Here is a 22,273-nt window from a genome sequence, read left to right as displayed (position 1 = left end):
CTCCTACTTGGCCTTCTCGAGGATCTCCACCAGCCGCCAGCGCTTGGTCGCCGACAGCGGACGGGTCTCCATGAGGCGGACACGGTCGCCGATACCGGCCGTGTTCTCCTCGTCGTGCGCCTTGACCTTGCTGGTCCGGCGGATGACCTTGCCGTACAGCGGGTGCTTCACCCGGTCCTCGAGGGAGACGACGATCGTCTTCTCCATCTTGTCGGACACGACCAGGCCCTCACGGACCTTCCGCTCGCCCCGCTGCCCCTCGGGCTTCTGCTGGGCGGTCTGCGGCTCGGTGGCCGCCACCGCGTCCTCGGTCACGCTGCTCGCGCTGTCACTCATGCCGCGCCCTCGCTCTCGGTCGGGGCGGCGGACAGGCCGAGCTCACGCTCACGCATCACCGTGTAGCAGCGCGCGATGTCGTGGCGGACGGCCCGCAGCCGCCGGTTGTTGTCCAGCTGCCCGGTGGCCATCTGGAAGCGGAGGTTGAACAGCTCCTCCTTGGCCTCCCGCACCCGCACGACCAGCTCCTCGTCGGAGAGCTCGCGCAGCTCGGCGGCCTTGGTGTTGCCACTGCTCGCCATCAGATGTCACCACCCTCACGGGACACGATCCGGCACTTCATGGGCAGCTTGTGGATGGCCCGGCGGAGCGCCTCGTGGGCCGTCTCCTTGTTCGGGAAGCTCATCTCGAACAGCACGCGCCCGGGCTTGACGTTCGTGACCCACTTCTCCGGCGAGCCCTTGCCGGAACCCATCCGGGTCTCGGCCGGCTTCTTCGTCATCGGGATGTCCGGGAAGACGTTGATCCAGATCTTCCCGCCACGCTTGATGTGCCGGTTGATCGCGATACGCGCCGACTCGATCTGCCGGTTGGTCACGTAGGCCGGCTCCAGCGCCTGGATGCCCCAGTCGCCGAAGGTGACCGCGGTGCCGCCACTGGCCATGCCCTTGCGCTTGGGCCGGTGCTGCTTGCGGTGCTTGACCTTGCGTGGGATCAGCATCTCTAGCTCTCCCCACCGTTGCTCTGGTTGTCACCGGACGCCGGGGCCTCGACGGTCGCGGTCGCCGCGCCGCCCTGACCGCTCTGCGCGGCGCGCCCCGCCTCGGTGCTGGTCGCGGTGGTGCCCGAGGCACCCGAACGGCGACGGGCCGGACGCTCGCGGCGCGGACCGCGGCCCGGTGCCTCGGCGGCGGGCGCGCCCTCACGGCGGCCACCGACGACGTCACCCTTGTAGATCCAGACCTTCACGCCGATCCGGCCGAAGGAGGTCCGGGCCTCGAACAGGCCGTAGTCGATGTCCGCGCGCAGCGTGTGCAGCGGGACACGACCCTCGCGGTAGAACTCCGACCGCGACATCTCGGCACCGCCGAGGCGGCCCGAGCACTGGACCCGGATGCCCTTGACCTGCGGGCTGCGCATGGCCGACTGGATGGCCTTGCGCATGGCCCGCCGGAAGGCGACCCGGTTCGACAGCTGCTCGGCGACGCCCTGGGCGACGAGCTGCGCGTCCGACTCCGAGGCCTTGACCTCGAGGATGTTCAGCTGGACCTGCTTGCGGGTCAGCTTCTCCAGGTTGCCCCGGATCCGGTCGGCCTCGGCGCCGCGCCGGCCGATCACGATGCCCGGACGGGCGGTGTGGATGTCCACCCGCACCCGGTCACGGGTCCGCTCGATCTCGACCTTGGAGATGCCGGCCCGCTCCATGCCCTTGGAGAGCATGCGGCGGATCTCGACGTCCTCCTTCACGTACTCGGAGTACTGCTTGTCCGCGTACCACCGGGACTTCCAGTCCGTGGTGATGCCCAGGCGGAAGCCGTGCGGGTTGATCTTCTGCCCCATCAGCGGGCCCTCCCCTTCGCACCACGACGGCCGGCCTTCCCGGTCCGCTGCGGGACCGACTCGACCTCGATGGTGATGTGGCTCGTCCGCTTGCGGATCCGGTAGGCGCGCCCCTGGGCGCGCGGCCGGATGCGCTTGAGCGTCGGGCCCTCGTCGACCATCGCCACGGCCACCACCAGGGTGTCCGGGTTCAGGTCCAGGTTGTTCTGGGCGTTGGCCGCGGCGCTCGCCACGACCTTCGCCACCGGCTCGGCCGCGGCCTGCGGCGAGAACCGCAGGATCGCGAGCGCCTCGTCGACCGGCAGGCCGCGGACCAGGTCCACGACGCGGCGGGTCTTCATCGGCGAACTGCGGACGAACCGGGCCACGGCGCGCGCACGAGTCGGCTCGAGCGCAGCGCCGGTGGTGTCGGCTGCTGTTGTCACAGCGTCAGCCATCTCTCTCCACCTCTCCTAGTCGCTACTCGGGCCGGCTTCTAGCGCCGACGCGCCTTGCGGTCGTCCTTGATGTGTCCCCGGAAGGTCCGGGTCGGGGCGAACTCGCCCAGCTTGTGCCCGACCATCGAGTCGGACACGAACACCGGCACGTGCTTGCGGCCGTCGTGCACCGCAATCGTGTGGCCGATCATGTCCGGGATGATCGTGGACCGGCGGGACCACGTCCGGATCACGGTCTTCTTGCCGGACTCGTTGAGGGCGTCCACCTTCTTGAGCAGGTGGTCGTCCACGAAGGGGCCCTTCTTCAGGCTCCGCGGCATTACTTACCTCCCTGCTCGGTGTCGTTCTGTTCACTCACGAGTTCACTCACCGCTTCTTGCCGGTACGGCGCCGGCGGACGATCAACTTGTCGGAGGGCTTGCTCTTGCGGGTGCGGCCCTCGGGGGTGCCCGCCGGGTTGACCGGGTGCCGGCCACCGGAGGTCTTGCCCTCACCACCACCGTGCGGGTGGTCCACCGGGTTCATGGCGACACCACGGACGGTCGGGCGCTTGCCCTTCCACCGCATCCGGCCGGCCTTGCCCCAGTTGATGTTGGCGTGCTCCGAGTTGCCCACGGCGCCGATCGTGGCGCGGCAGCGCACGTCGACGTTGCGGATCTCGCCGGAGGGCATCCGCAGCTGCGCGTAGGGCCCGTCCTTGGCGACCAGCTGGACGCCGGCACCGGCCGAGCGGGCGATCTTGGCCCCGCCCCCGGGACGGAGCTCGATCGCGTGCACCACGGTGCCGGTCGGGATGTTGCGCAGCGGCAGGTTGTTGCCCACCTTGATGTCGGCCCGGGGGCCGTTCTCGATCCGGTCGCCCTGCTTGAGCCGGGCCGGCGCGATGATGTAGCGCTTCTCGCCGTCGGCGTAGTGCAGCAGTGCGATCCGCGAGGTGCGGTTCGGGTCGTACTCGATGTGCGCGACCTTCGCCGGGACGCCGTCCTTGTCGTTGCGACGGAAGTCGATCAGACGGTAGGCGCGCTTGTGGCCGCCGCCCTGGTGCCGGGTCGTGACCCGGCCGTGGACGTTGCGGCCGCCCTTGTTGTGCAGCGGGCGCAGCAGCGACTTCTCCGGGTGGTCCCGGGTGATCTCGGCGAAGTCCGAGACGCTCGAACCGCGGCGGCCCGAGGTCGTCGGCTTGTACTTACGAATGGCCATGGGTCAGCTCGCTCCCTCAGCTCGCCGGGCCACCGAAGACGTCGATCGCCTTGCTCTCCTGCGAGAGCGTGACGATCGCGCGCTTGGTGTCCTTGCGCTTGCCGTAGCCGGTGCGGGAGCGCTTGCGCTTGCCCGGGCGGTTCAGCGTGTTCACGCTGGTCACCTTGACCCCGAACACCTTCTCCACGGCGATCTTGATCTGGGTCTTGTTCGCGTCCGGCGCGACGACGAAGGTGTACTGGCGCTCGTCGAGCAGCCCGTAGCTCTTCTCCGACACGACCGGCCGCAACAGCACGTCCCGCGGGTCCGTGATCACTTGTCGGCCTCCTCAGCGGTGCCCGCCGACCGCCGGCCTTCGGCCTTCGGCTTCGCGATCGGACCGGCCAGGAACTCGTCGAGCGCCGTCTGCGTGAACAGCACGACGTCGTTGACCAGCACGTCGTGGGTGTTCAGCTGGTCCGGCGCGATCAGGTGGACCTGCGGCAGGTTCCGCAGGCTCAGCAGCGTGGTCTCGGCGCCGCGCTCGACGACGGCCAGCACCCGGCTGCTCCCGGCGTCCGGCAGCACGGTCTCGAGGACCTTGCGGGCGGCCTTCGTCGAGGGCGTGCCCTCGGCCAGGAACTCCGTCACGACGTGCACGCGGCCGGCGCGGGCCCGGTCGGAGAGGGCACCGCGCAGCGCGGCGGCCTTCATCTTCTTCGGGGTCCGCTGCGAGTAGTCCCGCGGCGTCGGGCCGTGCACGATGCCGCCGCCGGCGAACTGCGGCGCGCGGACCGAGCCCTGACGGGCGCGGCCGGTGCCCTTCTGCCGGTACGGCTTGCGGCCACCACCGCGAACCTCGCCACGGGTCTTCGTGTCGTGCGTGCCCTGGCGGGCCGCGTTCAGCTGCGCCGTCACGACCTGGTGCATCAACGCGATGTTCGCCGTCGTGTCGAACACGTGCTCCGGCAGCTCGACGCTGCCCTTCGCGGTGCCCTCGGGGGTCTTGATCTGCACGGTGCTCACTTGCCATCACCCTTCGCGGGGGTCTTCACCACGACGAGCCCACCGCGGGGACCGGGGACCGCGCCCTTGATGAGCAGCAGGCCGCGCTCGGCGTCCACCCGGTGAACCTTCAGGTTCTGCGTGGTCTGGCGGTTCGAGCCCATCCGGCCGGCCATCCGCACACCCTTGAACACGCGGCCCGGGGTGGCGCACCCGCCGATGGAGCCCGGCGAACGGTGCTTGCGCTGGGTGCCGTGCGAGGCGCCCAGGCCGTGGAAGCCGTGGCGCTTCATGACACCGGCGAAGCCCTTGCCCTTGGTCACGCCCACCACGTCGACCTCGGCCACCTCGGCGAACGCCTCGACGGTGACCTCCTGGCCCGGCGTGTAGTCGGCGGCGTCGGAGGTGCGCAGCTCCAGCAGGTGCCGGCGCGGCGTGACGCCCGCCTTGGCGAAGTGGCCGGTCTCCGGCTTGTTCACCTTGCGCGGGTCGATGGCGCCGTAGGCGAGCTGGACCGCGGTGTAGCCGTCGGTCTCCTCGGAGCGCACCTGGGTCACGACGTTCGGCTCGGCCTGAACCACGGTGACCGGCACGACGCGGTTGTTCTCGTCGAACACCTGGGTCATCCCGAGCTTGGTGCCCAGGATCCCGGTGACCTTCTTCGTCTGCTTGGTCGCAGTCGTCTTCATCGTCTTCGCCCCCACGCCTACTGGATGTTGACGTCGACGCTCGCCGGCAGGTCGATGCGCATGAGCGCGTCGACGGTCTTCGGCGTCGGGTCGAGGATGTCGATCAGCCGCTTGTGCGTGCGCATCTCGAAGTGCTCCCGCGAGTCCTTGTACTTGTGCGGCGAGCGGATGACGCAGTACACGTTCTTCTCGGTCGGCAGCGGCACGGGGCCGACGACCCGGGCACCGGTACGCGTCACGGTCTCCACGATCTTGCGAGCAGACGCGTCGATTGCCTCGTGGTCATAGGCCTTGAGCCTGATGCGGATCTTCTGTCCCGCCATGGTCGTCGGTCGTCCTCTTCTTCCTGCCGCGGGGGTTGCGCGGTGTCGGCCCCGTTCGAGACAGCACGGCGCGAGCTCCACCGTCTGCGGCCGGCTGCGGCCCGTGCTCTGTTCAGGTCTGTCGGTATGGAGCGGCCCGGGCGTCCGGGGTGTCGCTCCTACCGGGGTTCTCCGGTCCACGAGGTCGGGCGTGTCGCGCTCGGTCCTCATGGCTCTGCCCGGGTCACCGCGTCCCTCCCCCTTGGGGCGGGCATGTAGCTCGGTTATCCCGGCCTCGCGGCCGGGGGCTCACAACGAACATGGCGCGTGGGGCGCGACACCTGGACTACCGGAGGTCCGGGAACAGGAGCGACGCGTCCGCGCGCCATGCTCATCGTGCAACCCGTCAAGGATGCCACACGCTCGTGCGGCCCCCTCGACCGGGGGGGGTGTTCGGGGGCGGGGGGGGGGGGGGGGCGGGCCGCGCCCCCCCCCCCCCCCCGCCTCACCTCACGCCTTGATCTTGGTGACCTGTCCGGCGCCCACGGTCCGGCCACCCTCACGGATGGCGAACTGCAGGCCCTCCTCCATCGCGATCGGCTGGATCAGCTGAACGCTCATGGTGGTGTTGTCACCCGGCATGACCATCTCGGTGCCCTGCGGGAGGGTCACCACACCGGTCACGTCGGTCGTCCGGAAGTAGAACTGCGGACGGTAGTTGTTGAAGAACGGGGTGTGACGGCCGCCCTCGTCCTTGCCCAGGATGTACACCTGGCCCTCGAACTCGGTGTGCGGGGTGATCGAACCCGGCTTCACCACGACCTGGCCGCGCTCGACGTCGTCGCGCTTGATGCCGCGCAGGAGCAGACCGACGTTCTCGCCGGCCCGGCCCTCGTCGAGGATCTTGCGGAACATCTCGACACCGGTGACGGTGGTCTTGGTCGACTTCTCGCGGATGCCGACGATCTCGACCTCCTCGTTCACCTTCACGATGCCGCGCTCGACGCGGCCGGTGACGACGGTGCCGCGACCGGTGATCGTGAAGACGTCCTCGACCGGCATGAGGAACGGCTTCTCGACGTCCCGCTCCGGCTCCGGGATGGCCTCGTCGACGGCGTCCATCAGCTGGACGATCGACTCGGCCCAGGTGTCGTCGCCCTCGAGCGCCTTCAGCGCCGAGACACGAACGATCGGGAGGTCGTCGCCCGGGTAGTCCTGAGCCGACAGCAGCTCGCGGACCTCCATCTCGACGAGCTCCATGATCTCCTCGTCGTCGACCATGTCCGCCTTGTTCAGGGCGACGACGATGTAGGGCACACCCACCTGACGGGCGAGCAGCACGTGCTCACGGGTCTGCGGCATGGGGCCGTCGGTCGCGGCGACCACCAGGATCGCGCCGTCCATCTGGGCGGCACCGGTGATCATGTTCTTCACGTAGTCGGCGTGCCCGGGGCAGTCGACGTGCGCGTAGTGCCGCTTCTCGGTCTGGTACTCGACGTGCGCGATGGAGATCGTGATACCGCGCTGGCGCTCTTCCGGCGCCTTGTCGATCATGTCGAACGCCGAAGCCTCGTTGAGGTTCGGGAACTTGTCGTGCAGAACCTTGGTGATGGCCGCCGTCAGCGTGGTCTTGCCGTGGTCGATGTGACCGATGGTGCCGATGTTGACGTGCGGCTTGGTCCGCTCGAACTTCGCCTTCGCCACTGCTGGGTCCTCCTGGACTGTCTTGTTCTCCGCCGAGCTGACGGCAGGTCTGTGGGGTGTGAGGTGCGGGCCGCGGACCTTACCGATCCGCGGTCCGCAGCCTGCGAGCGGTGGGCTTACTCGCCCGTCGCCTTCGCGATGATCTCCTTCGCCACGTTCTGCGGCACCTCCGCGTAGGAGTCGAAGACCATCGTGTAGTTGGCCCGGCCCTGGGTCCGCGACCGCAGGTCGCCGACGTAGCCGAACATCTCGGACAGCGGCACGAGCGCCTTGACGACGCGAGCGCCTGCCCGCTCCTCCATGGCCTGGACCTGGCCGCGGCGGGAGTTGAGGTCACCGATGACGTCGCCCATGTAGTCCTCGGGCGTGGTCACCTCCACGGCCATCATCGGCTCGAGGATGGCCGGGCTCGCCTTGCGGGCGGCCTCCTTGAACGCCATCGAACCGGCGACCTTGAAGGCCATCTCCGAGGAGTCGACCTCGTGGTACTGCCCGTCCAGCAGCGTCAGCTTCACACCGACCACCGGGTAGCCGGCCTGGATGCCGTACTGCATGGCGTCCTGGACACCCTGGTCGACCGACGGGATGTACTCCCGCGGGATGCGACCACCGGTGACCTTGTTCTCGAACTCGTACAGCGCACCGTCGCCGCCGACCAGCGGCTCGAGGCTGATGATGACGCGGGCGAACTGACCCGAGCCACCGGTCTGCTTCTTGTGCGTGTACTCGTACTTCGCGACGGGCTGCCGGATGGTCTCCCGGTAGGCGACCTGCGGCTTGCCGATGTTCGCCTCGACCTTGAAGTCCGACTTCATCCGGTTGACCAGCACCTCGAGGTGCAGCTCGCCCATGCCGGCGATGATGGTCTGGCCGGTCTCCTCGTCCAGGGAGACCTGGAACGTCGGGTCCTCCTCGGCCAGCTTCTGGATCGCCAGGGAGAGCTTCTCCTGGTCCGCCTTCGACTTCGGCTCGACGGCCACCTGGATGACCGGGTCCGGGAAGGTCATCGACTCGAGGACGATCGGGTTCTGCGGGTCGCAGAGCGTGTCCCCGGTGGTCGTGTCCTTCAGACCGATCACCGCGTAGATGTGGCCCGCGATGGCCTCGTCGACCGGGTTCTCCTTGTTGGAGTGCATCTGGAACAGCTTGCCGATGCGCTCCTTCCGGTCCTTGGTCGAGTTGATGACCTGCGCACCGGCGGCGACCCGGCCCGAGTACACCCGGACGTAGGTCAGCTTGCCGAAGAACGGGTGCGCGGCGATCTTGAACGCGAGCGCCGAGAACGGCTCGTCCTTCGACGGCTTGCGGCTCGCCGGGGTCTCGCCGTCGGTCAGGAAGCCCTCGACCGGCGGCACGTCGTAGGGCGAGGGCAGGTAGTCGATGACCGCGTCCAGCATCGGCTGGACACCCTTGTTCTTGAACGCCGAGCCGCACAGGACCGGGTACGCGGCGCGGTTGGTCACCAGCGTCCGGATCCCGGTCTTGATCTGCTCGGTGCTCAGCTCCTCGCCGCCGAGGTAGAGCTCCATGAGCTCGTCGTCGGTCTCGGCGACGGCCTCGACCAGCGCGGTCCGGTACTCCTCGGCCTTCTCCAGCAGGTCGGCCGGGATCTCCTCGACGGTGTAGTCCTCGCCCTTGGCCACCTCGCCACGCCAGGTCAGCGCGCGCATCTGGACCAGGTCGACGACGCCGATGAAGTCGTTCTCGGAGCCGATCGGGATCTGCAGCGGCAGCGGGGTCGCGTTCAGCCGCTCGGAGATCGTCCGGACGGTGAAGTAGAAGTCCGCGCCCAGCTTGTCCATCTTGTTGACGAAGCAGATGCGGGGAACGTCGTACTTGGTCGCCTGGCGCCAGACCTGCTCGGACTGGGGCTCGACGCCCTCCTTGCCGTCGAACACCGCGACGGCGCCGTCGAGCACCCGCAGGGACCGCTCCACCTCGACGGTGAAGTCGACGTGCCCGGGGGTGTCGATGATGTTGATCTGGTGGTCTTTCCAGAAGCAGGTCGTCGCGGCCGACGTGATCGTGATGCCGCGCTTCTGCTCCTCCTCCATCCAGTCCATGGTGGCTGCGCCGTCGTGCACCTCACCGAGCTTGTAGTTGATCCCCGTGTAGTACAGGATCCGCTCGGTCGTGGTGGTCTTGCCGGCGTCGATGTGGGCCATGATGCCGATGTTGCGGACCTTTGTGAGGTCCGTCAGCACATCTTGTGCTGCCACTGCTCAGCTCTCCCTCGATCGCGAGTTGGCGCCCGACGCCTCGCCGGTCACCAGCGGTAGTGGGCGAAGGCGCGGTTCGACTCCGCCATCTTGTGCATGTCCTCGCGCCGCTTCACGCTCGCGCCGAGGCCGTTGCTGGCATCCAGCAGCTCGTTCATCAGCCGCTCGATCATGGTCTTCTCGCGGCGCTGGGCCGAGTAGGTCACCAGCCAACGGAGGCCGAGGGTGGTCTGCCGAGAGGCACGCACCTCGACCGGGACCTGGTAGGTCGCGCCACCGACACGGCGGCTGCGCACCTCGAGGGCAGGCTTCACGTTGTCCAGCGCACGCTTGAGCGTGACGACCGGATCGGTGCCGGTCTTGTCCCGCGTGCCCTCCAGGGCGGCGTAGACGATGCGCTCGGCGAGCGAACGCTTGCCGTCCTTGAGCACCTTGTTCACCAGCTGGGTGACCAGCGGCGAGCCGTAGACCGGGTCCGAGACCAGCGGCCGCTTCGGGGCGGGGCCCTTGCGGGGCATCAGCTCTTCTCCTTCTTCGCGCCGTAGCGGCTACGGGACTGCTTGCGGTTCTTGACGCCCTGGGTGTCCAGCGACCCGCGGATCACCTTGTACCGCACACCCGGGAGGTCCTTCACTCGCCCGCCGCGCACCAGCACGATCGAGTGCTCCTGCAGGTTGTGGCCCTCACCGGGGATGTAGGCGGTGACCTCGATGCCGCTCGACAGGCGCACGCGGGCGACCTTGCGCAGCGCGGAGTTCGGCTTCTTCGGGGTGGTCGTGTAGACGCGCGTGCAGACTCCGCGGCGCTGGGGGCTCCCCTTCAGCGCGGCCGTCTTGGTCTTCGCGACCTTGTCCTCACGGCCCTTTCGGACCAGCTGCTGGATCGTGGGCATGAACCGTCTACTTCTTCCCGTCGGTGGCTCGACTGTCTCGCTCGTCGCTGCTCTGTGTTTCGCACTGTTCTGTGTTCGCACTGCTGCCCTGCCGGCACTCCGGGGGCGCGGGCGCCGGAGCGGCTCCGGCGAGTCGCTGCTCGCGGGCCACCCGTCGCTCCGGTTCCCGAGGTCGGGCGTGTCGTCCCGGGCACGCTCGGGACCGGAAGGGCCCCGCGGAGGCTGTCGGGACGTCCACCGTGCCCTTCACCGGGGCGCAGTGCCGGTCCGGCCGGGACAACCGCTCGGACCTGTACGCCACGGGGCACGCGGACTCGCCCGACCGGAGCCGGGCGCAAGACACGAGAGTACTCGGCCCTCTCGAAGGCGGTCAAAGCGGGTCCCTCACGGACACCGCTCCGGGTCCTCCGGGGGCTTCGGAAGACCTCTGATCCGCCGGAGATGCGCTCCGGCGGAGACCTGCTGAACCGGACCTTGCCCTAGCGGACGACCCCTGGCAAGCGGACTCACCCGCTCGTCGCAGAACGTCGGCCGCTCGGCGCGCCCGGTTCGGAGATGGGCGATCGGTCTCCTACCGGCTCGGGGCCGCCTCTCGGCCGCCCGCGATTCCGGTTACCGTCCGGTATGCACCTGCCGACGGCCGTCAACCGATTCGCCACGCGCGCGCTCGTCGCGCCGCTCCTGTCCCCCACTCTACCCGTAGGCCTGCGCCGCCGCGGTCTCGACCTCGTGGGTGCGGCGCTCCCGCTCCCCCGTGGCACCCGTCGCGCGCACGGCGAACTCGGCGGCGTCCGCACCGAGGTGGTCGCCCCACCCGGTCCGTTCGGTCCGCACCGGGTGATCTACCTGCACGGCGGTGGTTACCTCGTGGGCTCGGCCGCCTCGCACCGCCCCCTGGTCGCCGGCCTGGCCCGGGCGACCGGTACGCCGGTGCACGTGCCCGCCTACCGGCTGGCACCCGAGCACCCGTTCCCGGCCGCGCTGGACGACGCGCTCGCCGTGTGGCACGCACTGCGTGCCGCCGGGCACCCGGCCCGGCGGATCGCGGTCGCCGGTGACTCCGCGGGTGGCGGCCTCGCCATGTCGTTGGTGCTGCGGCTGCGCTCCGAGGGCGAGGAACTGCCCGGCGCGATCGGACTGATCTCGCCGTGGCTCGACCTGACCTGTACGGCGGACGCCCTGTCGCGCAACGCCTCGAGCGACGCGATGCTCGACCCGTCGTGGCTGGCGTCGGCCGTCGCCGACTATGCGGGTTCCGGTGTCCGCGCCCCCGAGCTCACCCCGCTCGACGGCGATCTGGGCGGCCTTCCGCCGCTGCACGTGGTGGCGGGCGCCGAGGAGGTCCTCGTCGACGACGCGGACACCCTCGTGCAGCGCGCCCGGGCGGCGGGCACACCGGTGACCTACTCCCGGGTCGAGGGGATGTGGCACGCCTTCCCCGTGCTGGCCGGCCTGCTGGCCGAGGCGGACGACGCGCTGCGCACCCTGGGTCTGGCCCTGCGCGCCGACTGCGCGCCGCCTCCTCCCACCGAGATGCAGCTCAGCGGGAATTGTTGATCTTCGGCGCCCGCTGGGCCGCATCTCGGCGCGGGCGGGCCCGAATCCGACCGGCAACGCACGGACGGGGCCGGTCACCGCCACGGGAGAGCGGTGTCCGGCCCCGTCCGGGACCTCTCCGGCGCCCCGAGCCCACCGTCGCGGGCCCGGGGCGTGCGATCCACCTAGCGGTAGTCGCGTCCGAAGTCGTAGTCGTCCAGCGGCACCGCGGCACCGGTGCCCGTGCCGAAGACGTCGGGGCTGTAGAACCCGTCGTCGTAGGTCGGCAGGGCGTAGGCGGCCGCACGGGCCTCCTCGGTCGGCTGGACCTGGATGTTGCGGTACCGGTTGATGCCGGTGCCCGCCGGGATCAGCTTGCCGATGATCACGTTCTCCTTGAGCCCGACGAGCTTGTCGCGCTTGCCGTTGATCGCGGCATCGGTGAGGATCCGGGTCGTCTCCTGGAACGAGGCCGCGGACAGCCACGACTCCGTCGCCAGCGACGCCTTGGTGATCCCCATCAGGACCGGCCGGCCCGAAGCGGGCTCCAGTCCCTCGGCGACGACCCGGCGGTTCTCCGACTCGAACTCGCCGCGCTCGGCGAGCGCGCCGGGCAGGAACTCGGTCGCACCGGAGTCGATGATCGTCACCCGGCGCAGCATCTGCCGGACGATGACCTCGATGTGCTTGTCGTGGATGTCCACGCTCTGCGTGCGGTACACCTTCTGCACCTCACGCACCAGGTGCAGCTGCACCTCGCGCGGGCCCATGACGCGCAGCACCTCGTGCGGGTCCGCCGTGCCCTCCAGGAGCAGCTGGCCGACCGTCACGTGGTCGCCGTCGGCCAGCGGCCGCTCGACACCGTCCACCGTCGTCATCCCGAGCCACTGCCGCTTGGACAGCTTCTCGTAGACGATCTCCTCGCTGCCGTCGTCCGGGATCAGCGTGATCTTCCAGAAACGGTCGCCGTCCTCGATGCGGATCCGGCCGTCGACGTCGGCGATCGGCGCCTTGCCGCGCGGGACCCGGGCCTCGAAGAGCTCGGTGACACGCGGCAGACCGGTCGTGATGTCGTCGCCGGCCACACCACCGATGTGGAAGGTACGCATCGTCAGCTGGGTCCCCGGCTCACCGATGGACTGCGCGGCGACGATGCCGACGGCCTCGCCGACGTCGACCAGCTTGCCGGTCGCCATCGAGCGGCCGTAGCACATCCCGCAGATACCGGTGGCCGACGCGCAGGTCAGCGCGGACCGCACCCGGATCGTCTTCACGCCGGCCTCGACCAGCGCGTCCAGTGCGGGGTCACCGAGGTCGTCGCCCTTGCGGACGATGACCGTGCCGTCGGGCGCGGTGACCTCCTCGCCGGAGGTCCGGGCGTACACCGAGGTGCGCAGGTACCGGTGCGGGATGAGCCGCCCGTCGCTGGTCTCCTCGGTGACCGCCATCGGGATGGCGCGCTCGGTGCCGCAGTCGACCTCGCGGACGATGACGTCCTGCGACACGTCGACCAGACGCCGGGTCAGGTAACCCGAGTCGGCGGTCCGCAGCGCGGTGTCCGCCAGACCCTTCCGGGTGCCGTGCGTGGAGATGAAGTACTCCAGCACGGACAGGCCCTCGCGGAAGTTCGACTTGATCGGCCGCGGGATGTACTCGCCCTTCGGGTTCGCCACCAGGCCCTTCATGCCCGCCAGCTGGCGGACCTGGGCCATGTTGCCCGCGGCACCGGACTGCACGATCGTCGGGATCGGGTTGTCCTGGGGGAAGTTCTCCTCCATCGCCCGCGCGACCTCCTCGGAGGCCTGCGACCAGATCTTGACCATCTCGTCGTTGCGCTCCTGGTGCGACAGGGCACCGCGCTGGTAGCGCTTGTTGATCTGGTCGGCCTTCGCCTCGTACGAGTCGAGGATCTCCTGCTTGCGCGGGGGAACCACGACGTCGTCGATGGCGAGGGTGACGCCCGAGCGGGTCGCCCAGTAGAAGCCCGCGTCCTTCAGCCGGTCCAGGACCTGCGCGACCTCGGTCATCGAGTAGCGCTCGGCCAGGTCGTTGATGATCGCGGCCTGGCGCTTCTTGGGCAGCGGCTCGTTGACGTACGGGTAGTCCGCGGGAAGGAGCTCGTTGAAGAGCACCCGGCCCAGCGTCGTCTCCGCGGTCCAGACGCCGTCCTCGGTGACCGTCTCGGCCGCGGCACCCGGCGTCGGCACCACCTGCGGGAGCCGGATCTTGATCGGCGCCTGCAGGTGCAGCACCTTGCGGTCGTAGGCCATGATCGCCTCGGCCGACGAGCCGTAGTGGTTGCCGGCGCCCTCGGCGTCGTCGCGCTGGCGGGTCAGGTGGAACAGACCCGTCACCATGTCCAGGCGCGGCATCGCCAGCGGGCGGCCGGACGCCGGGGACAGGATGTTGTTCGACGACAGCATGAGGACCCGGGCCTCGGACTGAGCCTCGGCCGACAGCGGCAGGTGCACCGCCATCTGGTCACCGTCGAAGTCCGCGTTGAACGCCTCGCAGACCAGCGGGTGCAGCTGGATGGCCTTGCCCTCGACCAGCTGCGGCTCGAAGGCCTGGATGCCGAGCCGGTGCAGCGTGGGCGCCCGGTTCAGCAGCACCGGGTGCTCGGAGATGACCTCCTCCAGCACGTCCCACACCTGCGAGCGGCCGCGCTCGACCATCCGCTTGGCGGACTTGATGTTCTGCGCGTGGTTGAGGTCGACCAGGCGCTTCATCACGAACGGCTTGAACAGCTCCAGCGCCATCTGCTTGGGCAGACCGCACTGGTGCAGCTTCAGCTGCGGGCCGACGACGATGACCGAACGGCCCGAGTAGTCGACGCGCTTGCCGAGCAGGTTCTGCCGGAACCGGCCCTGCTTGCCCTTGAGCAGGTCGGACAGCGACTTGAGCGGGCGGTTGCCCGGCCCGGTCACCGGCCGGCCGCGTCGGCCGTTGTCGAACAGCGCGTCGACGGCCTCCTGCAGCATCCGCTTCTCGTTGTTGACGATGATCTCGGGCGCGCCGAGGTCGATCAGCCGCTTGAGGCGGTTGTTCCGGTTGATGACCCGGCGGTACAGGTCGTTCAGGTCGGAGGTGGCGAAGCGGCCACCGTCGAGCTGCACCATCGGGCGCAGGTCCGGCGGGATGACCGGCACGCAGTCGAGCACCATGCCCATCGGCGAGTTGCCGGTCGACTGGAACGCCGCGACGACCTTGAGCCGCTTGAGGGCACGGAGCTTCTTCTGGCCCTTGCCGGACCGGATGATCTCGCGCAGCTTCTCGGCCTCGGCCTCGATGTCGAAGCTCTCCAGGAGCTTCTGGATCGCCTCGGCACCCATGGCACCGGTGAAGTAGTCGCCGTAGCGGTCGTACAGCTCGCGGTAGATCGACTCGTCCGCGATGAGCTGCTGCACGTCCAGCTTGGTGAAGGTGCTCCAGATCTCCTCGAGCCGGTCCAGCTCGCGCTGGGCCCGGTCACGGAGCTGGCGCATCTCCCGCTCGCCGCCGTCCTTGACCTTGCGGCGGACGTCGCCCTTGGCACCTTCGGCCTCGAGCTCGGCGAGGTCGGCCTCGAGCTTCTGGGCCCTGGCCTCCAGGTCGGCGTCGCGGGTCTGCTCGATCCGCCGCCGCTCCACGGTCATCTCGTTCTCGAGCGTGGACATGTCGTTGTGCCGCAGCTCGGTGTTCACCGAGGTGATCACGTAGGCCGCGAAGTAGATGATCTTCTCGAGATCCTTGGGGGCCAGGTCGAGCAGATAACCCAGCCGGCTCGGGACACCCTTGAAGTACCAGATGTGCGTGACCGGCGCGGCCAGCTCGATGTGGCCCATCCGCTCACGACGCACCTTGGCGCGGGTGACCTCCACCCCGCAGCGCTCGCAGATGATGCCCTTGAAGCGCACGCGCTTGTACTTGCCGCAGTAGCACTCCCAGTCCCGGGTCGGACCGAAGATCTTCTCGCAGAAGAGCCCGTCCTTCTCCGGCTTCAGGGTGCGGTAGTTGATGGTCTCGGGCTTCTTGACCTCGCCGTGCGACCACTGGCGGATACCCTCGGCGGTGGCCAGGCCGATGCGCAGTTCGTCGAAGAAGTTGACGTCGAGCACGTAAGTCCTCTGTTTCTTCGTTATCTCGGCTGTTCGGTCTGCAGCGGGGTCAGTTGACGACGTCGTCGACGGTCATCGACTCCGAGCCCGGGCGGCTGGACAGGTTGATGCCCAGGTTCGCCGCGGCGCGCTCGAGGTCCTCGTCGTCGGCGTCCCGCATCTCGATCGCCGCACCGTCGCTGGAGAGCACCTCGACGTTCAGGCAGAGCGACTGGAGTTCCTTCAGCAGCACCTTGAACGACTCGGGGATCCCCGGCTCCGGGATGTTCTCGCCCTTGACGATCGCCTCGTAGACCTTGACCCGGCCCACGACGTCGTCGGACTTGATCGTCAGCAGCTCCTGCAGGGTGTAGGCCGCGCCGTACGCCTGCATCGCCCAGCACTCCATCTCACCGAAGCGCTGGCCACCGAACTGCGCCTTACCGCCCAGCGGCTGCTGGGTGATCATCGAGTAGGGCCCGGTCGACCGGGCGTGGATCTTGTCGTCCACCAGGTGGGCCAGCTTCAGGATGTACATGTAGCCGACCGCGACCGGGAACGGGTACGGCTCACCGGAGCGGCCGTCCAGCAGGTTCGCCTTGCCGTCCGGCCCGACCATCCGCTCGCCGTCCCGGTTCGGGAGCGTGCTCCCGAGCAGCCCGGTGATCTCGTGCTCGCGGGCACCGTCGAAGACCGGGGTGGCGGTCTTGGTGTCCGGCGGCACCGAGTACAGCTCCTCGGGCATCCGCGAGGCCCACTCGGGCTCGCCCTCGATCTCCCAGCCCGTCTTGGCGATCCACCCGAGGTGGGTCTCCAGGATCTGGCCGATGTTCATCCGGCGCGGGACACCGTGGGTGTTCAGGATGATGTCGACCGGCGTGCCGTCCGCGAGGAACGGCATGTCCTCCACCGGGAGGATCTTGCCGATGACGCCCTTGTTCCCGTGCCGGCCGGCGAGCTTGTCGCCGTCGGAGATCTTGCGCTTCTGGGCCACGTAGACGCGGACCAGCTCGTTGACACCGGGAGCCAGCTCGTCGTCGTCGTCGCGGGAGAAGACCCGGATGCCGATGACCTTGCCGTTCTCACCGTGCGGCACCTTCAGCGAGGTGTCGCGCACCTCGCGCGCCTTCTCACCGAAGATCGCGCGCAGCAGCCGCTCCTCCGGGGTCAGCTCGGTCTCGCCCTTCGGGGTGACCTTGCCGACCAGGATGTCGCCCGGCTGGACCTCGGCGCCGATCCGGATGATCCCGCGCTCGTCGAGGTCGGCCAGCACGTCCTCGGAGACGTTCGGGATGTCCCGGGTGATCTCCTCGGCGCCGAGCTTGGTGTCCCGGGCGTCGACCTCGTGCTCCTCGATGTGGATCGAGGTGAGGACGTCGTCCTGCACGAGGCGCTGCGACAGGATGATCGCGTCCTCGTAGTTGTGACCCTCCCACGGCATGATCGCCACGAGCAGGTTCTTGCCGAGCGCCATCTCACCGTTCTCGGTGCACGGCCCGTCGGCGAGCACCTGGCCCACCTCGACCCGCTGACCCTCGTCGACGATCGGCTTCTGGTTGTTGCAGGTGCCCTGGTTCGAGCGGCGGAACTTGTTCAGCCGGTAGGTCTGACGCTGGCCCTCGTCGTCCATGACGGTGATGTAGTCGGCGCACAGCTCCTCGACCACACCGGCCTGCTCGGCCACCACGACGTCGCCGGCGTCGACCGCGGCACGCAGCTCCATCCCGGTGCCGACCAGTGGCGACTCCGAACGCAGCAGCGGCACGGACTGACGCTGCATGTTCGCGCCCATCAGCGCGCGGTTCGCGTCGTCGTGCTCGAGGAACGGGATCATCGCGGTCGCGACCGACACCATCTGGCGCGGCGACACGTCGATGTAGTCGACACCCGAGGGCGAGATCAGGTCGACCTCGCCGCCCTTGCGGCGGACGAGCACGCGGTCCTCGGCGAAGGAGCCGTCGTCGTTCAGCCGGGCGTTGGCCTGGGCGACGACGAAGCGGTCCTCCTCGTCGGCGGTCAGGTAGTCGATCTGGGAGGTGACGACGCCGTCGACGACCTTGCGGTACGGGGTCTCGATGAAGCCGAACGGGTTGACCCGCGCGAACGACGACAGCGACCCGATCAGGCCGATGTTCGGGCCCTCCGGGGTCTCGATCGGGCACATCCGGCCGTAGTGCGACGGGTGGACGTCACGGACCTCCATGCCCGCCCGCTCCCGGGACAGACCGCCCGGGCCGAGCGCCGAGAGCCGGCGCTTGTGGGTCAGGCCCGCGAGCGGGTTGTGCTGGTCCATGAACTGGGACAGCTGCGAGGTGCCGAAGAACTCCCGGATCGCGGCCGTGATGGGCCGGGTGTTGATCAGGGTCTGCGGCGTGATGGCCTCGACGTCCTGCGTGGTCATCCGCTCGCGGACGACCCGCTCGGTCCGGGACAGGCCGACCCGGACCTGGTTCTGGATGAGCTCGCCGACGGTGCGCAGACGCCGGTTCCCGAAGTGGTCGATGTCGTCGGTCTCGACCGGGATCTCGTTCCCCCCGACCGTCATCGTGGTCTCGCCGGCGTGCAGCCGGACGAGGTACTCGATGGTGGTCGCGACGTCCTCCTCGGTCAGCGTGCCGACCGAGGTGTCGATGTCCAGGCCCAGCTTCTTGTTGGCCTTGTAGCGCCCGACCTTGGCCATGTCGTAGCGCTTGTCCTTGAAGAACAGGTTCTCCAGGAGGGCCTGGGCGCTCTCGCGCGTGGGCGGCTCGCCGGGGCGCAGCTTGCGGTAGATGTCGAGCAGCGCCTCGTCCTGACCCGCGGTGTTGTCCTTCTCCAGCGTGGTCATGATCGTCTCGGAGAAGCCGAAGCGCTCCCCGATCTGCTCGGCGGTCCAGCCGAGGGCCTTCAGCAGCACGGTGACCGGCTGCCGGCGCTTGCGGTCGATCCGGACACCGACGGTGTCCCGCTTGTCCACGTCGAACTCCAGCCAGGCACCCCGGCTCGGGATGATCTTGACGGAGTAGACGTCCTTCTCGGTCGTCTTGTCGATCGCGTGGTCGAAGTAGACGCCGGGCGAGCGGACCAGCTGGGACACCACGACACGCTCGGTGCCGTTGATGATGAAGGTGCCCTTGTCGGTCATCACCGGGAACTCGCCCATGAAGACCGTCTGGGACTTGATCTCACCGGTGGTGTTGTTGGTGAACTCCGCCGTGACGAACAGCGGGGCACCGTAGGTCATGTCCTTGTCCCGGCACTCCTCGACGGAGGCCTTGACCTCGTCGAAGCGCGGGTCGGAGAAGGACAGCGACATCGACCCGGAGAAGTCCTCGATCGGGGAGATCTCGGTGAGGATCTCCTCCAGACCGCTGACCGGAAGGTCGTCGCCGGCCTCGATCCGGCGCTGGAACCAGGCCTCGCTGCCCACCAGCCATTCGTAGGACTGGATCTGCAGATCGAGCAGGTCCGGGACCTCCAGCGGCTCGGCGATCTTCGCGAAGGTGACCCGGGTGGGTGCGCCGGGGTAGTTCGGGTTCGCCGAAGCGGAGAGGGTCGAGGTGGTCGCGGCGGCGCGGGAGACAGCCAAGATGCGTCCTTCCGAGAACTGCGCTTCTCGTCTGGCGTACGCCGGTGGCGAGCGCTACCGTCTCCCCCGGATCGAGGACTCGGCAGTCGGCCCACGTCGCACGCCGTCTGTTGTCAGGCGCTGCCGTGGCCGGTCGGGCCCCGCGCGTGCTCCGCCGGACCCTCTCCGGCGGTCGGCCTGGCAGAACCAGTCCCGGCCCGGATACTTCCCGGTAGCAAACGCGCAGAACCTGGCCGCAGGCAGCGCAAAGAATGACTATAGCTGCTCAGAACGCAGCTGTCGAGACAGGTCGCCGATTCCAGCACTCAGGCAACCATCGTTGTCCAAGGGTGACCTGCTGGGCGCACCGAGTCAAGCCCCGATCCGTCGATGAACGGTCGAATGTCCGGGACGACCGGTAGTCACACTGCCCGCTCCGGGTGAACGACATGATCGTCGCCACCGTCGGACCGGCCACCGGTCGGACATCCCGCGCAACGACGGAGGGGCGGGACCCGATGCGGGCCCCGCCCCTCCGGGCAAGTGGGCGTGCGCAGCACGCCCGGCTCAGCGTGAGGTCACTTGAGCGAGACCTTCGCGCCTGCCTCCTCGAGCTTGGTCTTGGCCGCCTCGGCGGCGTCCTTGCCCACGGCCTCCAGCAGCGCCTTCGGGGCAGACTCGACGAGGTCCTTGGCCTCCTTCAGGCCCAGCCCGGAGACGACCTCGCGGACGACCTTGATGACCTGAATCTTCTTGTCGCCGGCGCTCTCGAGGACGACGTCGAACTCGTCCTTCTCCTCCTCGGCGGGAGCAGCGGCGCCACCGGCGGCCGGGCCGGCGGCCGCGACGGCGACCGGGGCGGCGGCGGTGACGTCGAAGGTCTCCTCGAACTTCTTCACGAAGTCCGAGAGCTCGATCAGGGTGAGCTCCTTGAAGGCGTCGAGCAGCTCGTCGGTGGACAGCTTCGCCATGATGGCGTCCTTTCTCTACAGCAGACTGGGGGTGGTGGAGATCAGCTCTCGGCGGAGTCGCCGTCGGCAGCGGCCGGGGCGGGCTCGCCCTCGGCCTTCTTGTCGGCCAGCGCCTGGGCGAGCCGGGCGACCTGGGAGGCCGGCTGGCTGAACAGCGTCGCGGCCTTCGACAGGTTGGCCTTCATCGCGCCGGCGAGCTTGCCGAGCAGCACCTCGCGGGACTCGAGGTCCGCGAGCTGTTCCACCTCGGCGCTGGACAGGGCGCGCCCGTCCATGTACCCGCCCTTGATGGACAGGCCCGGGTTCTCCTTGGCGAAGGTCTTGATCGCCTTCGCCGCGTCGACGGGCTCGCCCTGGATGAACGCGATCGCGGTCGGGCCGGCGAGCAGGTCGTCCAGACCCTGCACCCCGGCATCCGCTGCTGCGCGCTTGACCAGGGTGTTCTTCGCGACGCGGAAGTTCGCGCCCGCACCCAGGTCCCGGCGCAGCTGGGTCAGCTTGGCGACGCTGAGCCCGCGGTACTCGGTGACGACCGACGCGGATGACTCGCGGAACCGGTTGGCGATCTCGTCGACCGCCGCGACCTTGTCAGGTCGTGCCATCGCTGCCCTCCTCTCGGGTGGTTGGTCCTCGTGCTCTTGCGGTGTGCCACCGCACGGACCCCGAGAGACGACGAACGCCCCGTGCGCAGGGCACGGGGCGTGACATGTCGTGCGGGCGCCGGGCGCCCTGCATCGCCTCGTCCTCCTGCGCGGGTCGCCCGGTGCTCCGGGACCTTCGTGCTCCCGGACGAGTCCGGAAGCAGACCTGCGGTCTTCGGTGGATCGACGACGAGCGTACGCCTGGGGACCGCACCCCCGCGCACCGGGGGTGCGGGGCCGGTCAGGCCGGGGTCATCGCGGAGATCTTCCACCGGCCGTCGACGAACTGGGCGTCGACCCGCAGCCGGGCCGCGGCAGCGCCCTCCTGCGGCACGCCGGCGTCGTCCTGACGGCGGATGACCTGGTTGACGAAGACGTACACCGATGCGTCGTCACCGTCGATCCGGGCGACCGCGGACTTCGGGACGGTCGCGGTGACCACGGCGTTCTGCTGCGGCGCCAGCTCCCGGACGCTGCCGAAGATGCGGTCGAACTCGGGCTGGAACTCAGGGGTGATGACGGCGCGGGCGTCGTCCTCGGCCTGCTGGAGCCGGGCGTGGTCGAACGAGTAGACCTTGGTGACGGCCTCGGTGACCTGCTCGCTCACCGCAGCGGTGGCGCCGACGTCGGTGAGCGCCGCGTTCCCGGCCGAGCCGGTGAACGCGGTGGTGTACCAGGAGACGCCGAAGAACACGGCCGCCGCGGTCAGCAGGGCGGTGACGGCGAGCAACGCCGCGGCACCGCGGGTCGTGGCCGGGGCGGCGAGCAGGGCGGGCCGGCGACCGGGCGCGGCCGGGTCAGCGGCGGCCGGGTCGTCCCCGGCCTGTCCCTCCGGTCCGGGCCCGGCGGGCCCGGAACCGGCATCCCCGGCGGGCCCGGCGTCTCCGGCGGGCCCGGCGTCTCCGGTGGGCCCGGAACCGGGTCCCCCGGCGGCGTCGGCACCGGCAGCGGGACCGGTGTCCCCGGTGTCCCCGGTGGGCCCGGGGTCCCCGGTGGAGCCGGCCCCGCGGCGGGCCGGCGCTGAGGCGCGGTCGTCGAGGGCCAGGCTGCCGGCGTCGTCACGGGCACCGTCGTCGGTGCCGGTCTGCTCGGCCCCGGGGCGGGACGTACGGGGCCGCCCGGCGACCTGTGGTCTGCGGCCACCCGCGGGGCGGCGACGGGGGGTGGACATGCGGTGACCTCCTGGGGTGGTCGACCTGGGGGCGGGGGCGGCCGGACGGCCGCCGGTGGGAATGCGCC

Annotated in this window: 21 protein-coding genes; 1 reads left to right on the top strand and 20 read right to left on the bottom strand. The window is 69.5% G+C overall.

Annotated elements, in window-relative coordinates; genetic code table 11:
- Nucleotides 1–3 precede the first annotated feature (3 nt).
- From rpsQ to rpsL, 15 genes are all read right to left on the bottom strand, one after another.
- Nucleotides 4–336, bottom strand: coding sequence for a 30S ribosomal protein S17 (rpsQ, locus tag AB0J24_RS03020; RefSeq protein WP_358674578.1), 333 nt, complete (start codon nucleotides 334–336; stop codon nucleotides 4–6).
- Nucleotides 333–578, bottom strand: coding sequence for a 50S ribosomal protein L29 (gene rpmC, locus AB0J24_RS03015; protein ID WP_020622931.1), 246 nt, complete (start codon nucleotides 576–578; stop codon nucleotides 333–335). Before rpmC ends, rpsQ begins: the two co-directional genes overlap by 4 nt.
- Nucleotides 578–997: a 50S ribosomal protein L16 gene (rplP, locus tag AB0J24_RS03010; protein WP_358674575.1), complete on the bottom strand. Its 420-nt coding sequence runs from the start codon at nucleotides 995–997 to the stop codon at nucleotides 578–580. Before rplP ends, rpmC begins: the two co-directional genes overlap by 1 nt.
- Nucleotides 998–999: 2 nt before the next feature.
- Complete coding sequence (gene rpsC, locus AB0J24_RS03005; RefSeq protein ID WP_358674572.1) at nucleotides 1,000–1,836, bottom strand: 30S ribosomal protein S3; 837 nt, start codon at nucleotides 1,834–1,836, stop codon at nucleotides 1,000–1,002.
- Nucleotides 1,836–2,273, bottom strand: a complete 438-nt coding sequence (gene rplV / locus AB0J24_RS03000) for a 50S ribosomal protein L22 (RefSeq protein ID WP_358674570.1) — start codon at nucleotides 2,271–2,273, stop codon at nucleotides 1,836–1,838. The genes rpsC and rplV overlap by 1 nt, the downstream gene beginning before the upstream one ends.
- A gap of 38 nt (nucleotides 2,274–2,311) precedes the next feature.
- Nucleotides 2,312–2,593 (bottom strand): 30S ribosomal protein S19, encoded by a 282-nt coding sequence (gene rpsS / locus AB0J24_RS02995; RefSeq protein WP_020622935.1) that lies wholly within the window; start codon nucleotides 2,591–2,593, stop codon nucleotides 2,312–2,314.
- 46 nt (nucleotides 2,594–2,639) lie between these two features.
- Nucleotides 2,640–3,473, bottom strand: coding sequence for a 50S ribosomal protein L2 (rplB, locus tag AB0J24_RS02990; RefSeq protein WP_358674568.1), 834 nt, complete (start codon nucleotides 3,471–3,473; stop codon nucleotides 2,640–2,642).
- Between the two features lie 16 nt (nucleotides 3,474–3,489).
- Nucleotides 3,490–3,789, bottom strand: a complete 300-nt coding sequence (rplW, locus tag AB0J24_RS02985; protein WP_358674566.1) for a 50S ribosomal protein L23 — start codon at nucleotides 3,787–3,789, stop codon at nucleotides 3,490–3,492.
- Complete coding sequence (gene rplD, locus AB0J24_RS02980; RefSeq protein ID WP_358674564.1) at nucleotides 3,786–4,478, bottom strand: 50S ribosomal protein L4; 693 nt, start codon at nucleotides 4,476–4,478, stop codon at nucleotides 3,786–3,788. Before rplD ends, rplW begins: the two co-directional genes overlap by 4 nt.
- Nucleotides 4,475–5,146, bottom strand: coding sequence for a 50S ribosomal protein L3 (gene rplC, locus AB0J24_RS02975; protein WP_344028838.1), 672 nt, complete (start codon nucleotides 5,144–5,146; stop codon nucleotides 4,475–4,477). Before rplC ends, rplD begins: the two co-directional genes overlap by 4 nt.
- A gap of 17 nt (nucleotides 5,147–5,163) precedes the next feature.
- The gene (gene rpsJ, locus AB0J24_RS02970) at nucleotides 5,164–5,469 is read right to left on the bottom strand and encodes a 30S ribosomal protein S10 (RefSeq protein ID WP_003938093.1); all 306 of its coding nucleotides are present in this window, start codon (nucleotides 5,467–5,469) and stop codon (nucleotides 5,164–5,166) included.
- Nucleotides 5,470–5,958: 489 nt separating this feature from the next.
- Entirely contained in the window at nucleotides 5,959–7,152 is a 1,194-nt protein-coding gene (gene tuf / locus AB0J24_RS02965; protein ID WP_358674561.1) for an elongation factor Tu, read from the bottom strand.
- Nucleotides 7,153–7,268: 116 nt separating this feature from the next.
- Entirely contained in the window at nucleotides 7,269–9,371 is a 2,103-nt protein-coding gene (gene fusA, locus AB0J24_RS02960; protein WP_358674559.1) for an elongation factor G, read from the bottom strand.
- 47 nt (nucleotides 9,372–9,418) lie between these two features.
- The gene (gene rpsG / locus AB0J24_RS02955) at nucleotides 9,419–9,889 is read right to left on the bottom strand and encodes a 30S ribosomal protein S7 (protein WP_344028829.1); all 471 of its coding nucleotides are present in this window, start codon (nucleotides 9,887–9,889) and stop codon (nucleotides 9,419–9,421) included.
- Nucleotides 9,889–10,263 carry a 30S ribosomal protein S12 gene (gene rpsL / locus AB0J24_RS02950; RefSeq protein ID WP_010232377.1) on the bottom strand — a complete coding sequence of 125 codons (375 nt, stop codon included), beginning with the start codon at nucleotides 10,261–10,263 and terminating at the stop codon, nucleotides 9,889–9,891. Before rpsL ends, rpsG begins: the two co-directional genes overlap by 1 nt.
- A gap of 624 nt (nucleotides 10,264–10,887) precedes the next feature.
- Here rpsL and AB0J24_RS02945 point away from each other — a divergent pair.
- Nucleotides 10,888–11,820: an alpha/beta hydrolase gene (locus AB0J24_RS02945; protein ID WP_358674556.1), complete on the top strand. Its 933-nt coding sequence runs from the start codon at nucleotides 10,888–10,890 to the stop codon at nucleotides 11,818–11,820.
- Between the two features lie 164 nt (nucleotides 11,821–11,984).
- Here AB0J24_RS02945 and AB0J24_RS02940 read toward each other — a convergent pair whose 3' ends face one another.
- From AB0J24_RS02940 to AB0J24_RS02920, 5 genes are all read right to left on the bottom strand, one after another.
- Nucleotides 11,985–15,896, bottom strand: a complete 3,912-nt coding sequence (locus tag AB0J24_RS02940) for a DNA-directed RNA polymerase subunit beta' (protein WP_358674553.1) — start codon at nucleotides 15,894–15,896, stop codon at nucleotides 11,985–11,987.
- A gap of 49 nt (nucleotides 15,897–15,945) precedes the next feature.
- The gene (locus tag AB0J24_RS02935; RefSeq protein WP_358674551.1) at nucleotides 15,946–19,443 is read right to left on the bottom strand and encodes a DNA-directed RNA polymerase subunit beta; all 3,498 of its coding nucleotides are present in this window, start codon (nucleotides 19,441–19,443) and stop codon (nucleotides 15,946–15,948) included.
- Between the two features lie 557 nt (nucleotides 19,444–20,000).
- Nucleotides 20,001–20,393 (bottom strand): 50S ribosomal protein L7/L12, encoded by a 393-nt coding sequence (gene rplL / locus AB0J24_RS02930; RefSeq protein ID WP_344028818.1) that lies wholly within the window; start codon nucleotides 20,391–20,393, stop codon nucleotides 20,001–20,003.
- 41 nt (nucleotides 20,394–20,434) lie between these two features.
- Nucleotides 20,435–20,995, bottom strand: coding sequence for a 50S ribosomal protein L10 (rplJ, locus tag AB0J24_RS02925; RefSeq protein WP_358674548.1), 561 nt, complete (start codon nucleotides 20,993–20,995; stop codon nucleotides 20,435–20,437).
- A 280-nt stretch (nucleotides 20,996–21,275) separates the two neighbouring features.
- Entirely contained in the window at nucleotides 21,276–22,205 is a 930-nt protein-coding gene (locus AB0J24_RS02920) for a hypothetical protein (protein WP_358674545.1), read from the bottom strand.
- Nucleotides 22,206–22,273: the final 68 nt, after the last annotated feature.

The organism is Pseudonocardia sp. NPDC049635 (assembly GCF_040659795.1).
In the GTDB taxonomy this organism is placed as follows: Bacteria; Actinomycetota; Actinomycetes; order Mycobacteriales; family Pseudonocardiaceae; genus Pseudonocardia.
This window is presented reverse-complemented; position numbering and strand designations above follow the sequence as displayed.

Bases quoted from the DNA above. Each gene is read 5' to 3' on its own strand.
- rpsC (WP_358674572.1), bottom strand. From the start codon at position 1,836: ATGGGGCAGAAGATCAACCCGCACGGCTTCCGCCTGGGCATCACCACG.
- rpsG (WP_344028829.1), bottom strand. From the start codon at position 9,889: ATGCCCCGCAAGGGCCCCGCCCCGAAGCGGCCGCTGGTCTCGGACCCG.
- rplL (WP_344028818.1), bottom strand. From the start codon at position 20,393: ATGGCGAAGCTGTCCACCGACGAGCTGCTCGACGCCTTCAAGGAGCTC.
- rpsQ (WP_358674578.1), bottom strand. From the start codon at position 336: ATGAGTGACAGCGCGAGCAGCGTGACCGAGGACGCGGTGGCGGCCACC.
- rpsL (WP_010232377.1), bottom strand. From the start codon at position 10,263: ATGCCCACGATCCAGCAGCTGGTCCGAAAGGGCCGTGAGGACAAGGTC.
- rplJ (WP_358674548.1), bottom strand. From the start codon at position 20,995: ATGGCACGACCTGACAAGGTCGCGGCGGTCGACGAGATCGCCAACCGG.
- rplV (WP_358674570.1), bottom strand. From the start codon at position 2,273: ATGGCTGACGCTGTGACAACAGCAGCCGACACCACCGGCGCTGCGCTC.
- AB0J24_RS02945 (WP_358674556.1), top strand. From the start codon at position 10,888: ATGCACCTGCCGACGGCCGTCAACCGATTCGCCACGCGCGCGCTCGTC.
- rplB (WP_358674568.1), bottom strand. From the start codon at position 3,473: ATGGCCATTCGTAAGTACAAGCCGACGACCTCGGGCCGCCGCGGTTCG.
- rplC (WP_344028838.1), bottom strand. From the start codon at position 5,146: ATGAAGACGACTGCGACCAAGCAGACGAAGAAGGTCACCGGGATCCTG.
- rplP (WP_358674575.1), bottom strand. From the start codon at position 997: ATGCTGATCCCACGCAAGGTCAAGCACCGCAAGCAGCACCGGCCCAAG.
- rpsJ (WP_003938093.1), bottom strand. From the start codon at position 5,469: ATGGCGGGACAGAAGATCCGCATCAGGCTCAAGGCCTATGACCACGAG.
- AB0J24_RS02920 (WP_358674545.1), bottom strand. From the start codon at position 22,205: ATGTCCACCCCCCGTCGCCGCCCCGCGGGTGGCCGCAGACCACAGGTC.
- rpmC (WP_020622931.1), bottom strand. From the start codon at position 578: ATGGCGAGCAGTGGCAACACCAAGGCCGCCGAGCTGCGCGAGCTCTCC.
- rpsS (WP_020622935.1), bottom strand. From the start codon at position 2,593: ATGCCGCGGAGCCTGAAGAAGGGCCCCTTCGTGGACGACCACCTGCTC.